This is a genomic window from Kitasatospora sp. NPDC057223 (genome assembly GCF_042669755.1).
Taxonomy (GTDB): Bacteria; Actinomycetota; Actinomycetes; order Streptomycetales; family Streptomycetaceae; genus Kitasatospora.
Genome location: NZ_JBHUWW010000277.1, coordinates 1 through 3540 on the forward strand (window position 1 = coordinate 1; position 3540 = coordinate 3540).

Annotated in this window: 3 protein-coding genes; 2 read left to right on the forward strand and 1 reads right to left on the reverse strand. The window is 74.4% G+C overall.

All coding sequences use genetic code 11. The annotated features are described in order from the left end of the window. Nucleotides 1–25 precede the first annotated feature (25 nt). Nucleotides 26–907, reverse strand: a complete 882-nt coding sequence (locus tag ACFUK0_RS39915; RefSeq protein WP_380258959.1) for a DUF3027 domain-containing protein — start codon at nucleotides 905–907, stop codon at nucleotides 26–28. A gap of 636 nt (nucleotides 908–1543) precedes the next feature. Here ACFUK0_RS39915 and ACFUK0_RS39920 point away from each other — a divergent pair. Next, a complete protein-coding gene (locus tag ACFUK0_RS39920; RefSeq protein WP_380258961.1) occupies nucleotides 1544–2842 on the forward strand; it encodes an MFS transporter in 1299 nt (432 codons plus the stop codon). Nucleotides 2843–2935: 93 nt separating this feature from the next. Beyond that, nucleotides 2936–3460, forward strand: coding sequence for a hypothetical protein (locus ACFUK0_RS39925; RefSeq protein WP_380258957.1), 525 nt, complete (start codon nucleotides 2936–2938; stop codon nucleotides 3458–3460). Nucleotides 3461–3540 lie beyond the last annotated feature (80 nt).

Consider the following 3540-nt stretch of genomic DNA (forward strand, 5'->3'; position numbering starts at 1 on the left):
GGCCGGCGGCGGACCGGTGCCGGGGTCAGGCGTGGCCGAGTTCCTCGGCGGGGGCGTCGGGCTCCACGGAGCCGCTGCTGCGGTCCGGGTGGAGCTGGAGCGGCTCGATGACCAGTTCGTCGAGGATCAGCTCGGACGGGGCCGGCGGCGCCGGGATGACGGCGGCCTCGGAGTGCCCGCCGCAGCCGTAGGCGAACGAGACGATCTGGCCGTCGGCCGGGCCGAACTCGTTGCCGCAGACACCGAACGCCTGGCCCAGCGAGCCGCCGATCGGGATCAGGAAGCCGCAGCTGTTGCAGGACGCCGGGGCGGCCTGTGCCATCGGGGTCTGCGGGCCGTGGGCCTGTTCCCAGCGGTCCGCGGCCAGGTGCAGGCCGAGCCGGGACAGCACCCGGGGGCGGCCGAGGCCCAGCTCCTGCGCGATCGCGCCGATCCGGGCGCGGGCCGGGGCGGGCTGGATCGCCGGGTCCGTGATGTCCAGGTCCTCCTCCTCGGCCAGCGCGGCCACGGAGTTCGGCGCGGGTTCGTCCTCGCCCGTCCAGCCCGGCTCCAGCCGCAGGTCGTCGGCGTCGGTGGGCAGCAGGTCGCCCGGGCCCATGTCGCCGGGGCGCAGTCGCTCGCTCCACGGCACCCACTGCGGGGCGAGGACGGCGTCGGTGCCGGGCAGCAGCACGACCTCGTCCAGGGTCACGTTCTTGGCGCGCGGGGCGCGGGCGACCGTCACGGCCCAGTGCCAGCCGCGGTAGGCCGCGTCCAGGCACTCGAAGGTGTGGGTGACGACCCGCTCGCCATCGGCCTGGGCCCCCAGGTGCTTCCCGACGGCCGCCGGCCCGACTGCCTCGGCCGCTGCCTGCCGGGCGAGTTCGACGGCCTCGGCACAGAGCCGATCGGGGGTACGGCTTCGCATCGCAGCACTCACGGCGTCGATTCTCTCCCAGTTCTTCTGTTGCCTACGGCATGTTGCCTTGTTCCGTCGCGGCTCGGTCTCTCGTCCATTCTGCGCGACCGCAGGCACCTCCGGGTACCGACCGCGCCGCTCGCCTCGCCCGGTTCCCCCCTCGGCGGCCCTGTCGTACGTGCGGTGACGCCCAGGGTGGTGACGCACAGGGCAGGCTACCCGTCAGTCGGTCACCTGGGACAGCCCGGGGCCCGAGCCGACGGCGCCCGACGGCGCGCGGGCCGCGCCGCGCGGGGTCAATCCCTCGTCCCCACCGGCTTTCTCGGGCAGGATGGCTGTGTGGCGGAAGAGAACCCGCCGCAGCACGCACTGCACGCCTCGCAGGCCGGCGGACCCGACGAGACGGCCGCCGTGCCGCGGCAACAACCCTCGGTCCTCCCTGCGGACGGCGACGAGCCGCAGGCGACGGACGGCTCCTCGCCGCCCCCGTCCGGGAGCCCGGACGGCGCCGGCCCCGGAACCGGTGACGAGAGCGGCCCCGAAGCCGGCCGCGAAGCCGTCGAGGACGCCACCGAGGAGGGCGCCGAGGAGGACGAACTCCCCGGCAGGCGCAACTTCCTGGTCCGCTGCGCGTCCAGCGCCGGGCTGCGGACGGGCCGGGTGGTGCACGGCACCGGCCGGCGGATCCGCAAGGCCACCTCCGCCGAGGGCGCGGGCGAGTCGGGCCTGGCCAAGCTGATCGAACTGCACGCGCTGAACTCGTTCGGCGACATGCTGATCACCATCGCGCTGGCCTCCACGATCTTCTTCTCCGTCCCGACCGGCGAGGCCCGCGGCCGGGTCGCGCTCTACCTGCTGATCACGATGGCCCCGTTCGCCCTGCTCGCCCCCGTGATCGGGCCGCTGCTGGACCGGCTGCCGCACGGCCGCCGGGCCGCCATGGCGACCTCGATGCTGGCCCGCGCCGTGCTGGCCTGGACGATGGCGGGCACGGTGGTCGGCGGCGGCCTCGCGCTCTACCCCGAGGCACTCGGCGTGCTGGTGGCGTCCAAGGCCTACGGAGTGGTGCGCAGCGTCGTCGTGCCCCGGCTGCTGCCGAGCCGGCTCTCCCTGGTGAAGGCGAACTCCCGGGTCACCCTGGCGGGGCTGCTGGCCACCTTCGTGGCCGCCCCGATCGGCGGGCTGCTGCACCTGATCGGCCCCGGCTGGCCGCTGCGCGGGGCCTTCCTGGTGTTCGTGATCGGCACTCTGATGGCCTTCCACCTCCCGCACAAGGTGGACTCGGCGAAGGGCGAGGAGCGGGCCGTCCTGCACTCCGAGGAGCACGAGCCGCTGCCGCCGAAGGCGACCCTGCGCACCGTCGGCCCGTCCGTGATCCTCGCCCTGCGGGCGGTGGCGGGGCTGCGCTGGCTGGTCGGCTTCCTGGTGATGTTCCTGGCCTTCCTGCTCCGTGACGACCCGATCGGCGGCCTCCAGCCGACCGTCGCGCTGGGCCTGGTCGCGGTCGCGGCGGGCACCGGCAACGCGCTCGGCTCGGTGCTCGGCTCCTGGCTGCGCACCCGCGGCTCGGAGGCGACGGTCACCGCGATGCTGCTGCTGGCCACCGTCGCGGCCGGGGCCGCCGCGCTCTGGTACGGCGTGGCGACCGTCCTGCTGTGCGCCGCGGCGGCCGGCCTGGCGGCCTCGCTCGGCAAGCTCGCGCTGGACGCGCTGATCCAGCGGGACGTCCCGGAGTCCGTCCGGACGTCGGCGTTCGCCCGTTCGGAGACGGTGCTCCAGCTCTGCTGGGTGGCGGGCGGCGCGGTCGGCATCCTGCTTCCGCTGGACGGGGCGCTGGGCCTGTCGGTGGCCGCGGGAGTGGTCGGCCTGCTGCTGCTGTGGACGGTGCGGGCGCTGCTCAAGGTCCGGGTGCGGGGCCGGGCCGCGACGCCCAAGGTGGCCTGAGCGCCGTACGGCGGAACGGGCCCGGCACCCGGACAACACGCGGTGGCGTACCCCGGCGCAGCGTGATCGGCAAAGCCCGGTAGCCTCTGTGCCATGAGCCTCAACACCCGTGCCATCGCCGTCCTCGGCGCCGTCGTCGTGATCGGCGCCGGCACGGTCGGCGGGTCCATCGCCTTCGCGACGGGCCAGCCCTCGCCGAGCGACTACCGCGCCACCGTGACCGTCGGCCGTTCCTCCCACGAGATCACCACCCCGCTCTGCGGCGGGAAGGGCACTCCGCTCAGCGAGCAGGAGCAGTCGGAGTGCCAGGACAAGGCGAAGACGAAGCTCGCCGCCGGCGAGATCCCGACCTCCGACGTGGTCGCCAGCGACCGGATCGGCGTCGGCGTGACCCCGAAGGTCGCCGACCGCGGCTGGTTCGCGTTCACCAACGGCGGCACGCAGGGCCAGTTCAGCCTGGCCAGCGACAACAAGGGCTCGACCTTCTCCGGCATGGTGCCGGCGTCGACCGCCCTCTCGGCCACCGGCAAGACCCTGGTCACCGTCGTCGAGGCCGACCCGACCACGCAGGACATCTACTCCGTCTGGTACTTCCAGCTGAAGACCCAGACCGCCTGACGGCCACCGCGGTGACCGCACGCACCACCGACGACGAGCAGCCGGGCCTCCCCGAGGCCTGTCTCTTATACACATCTCCG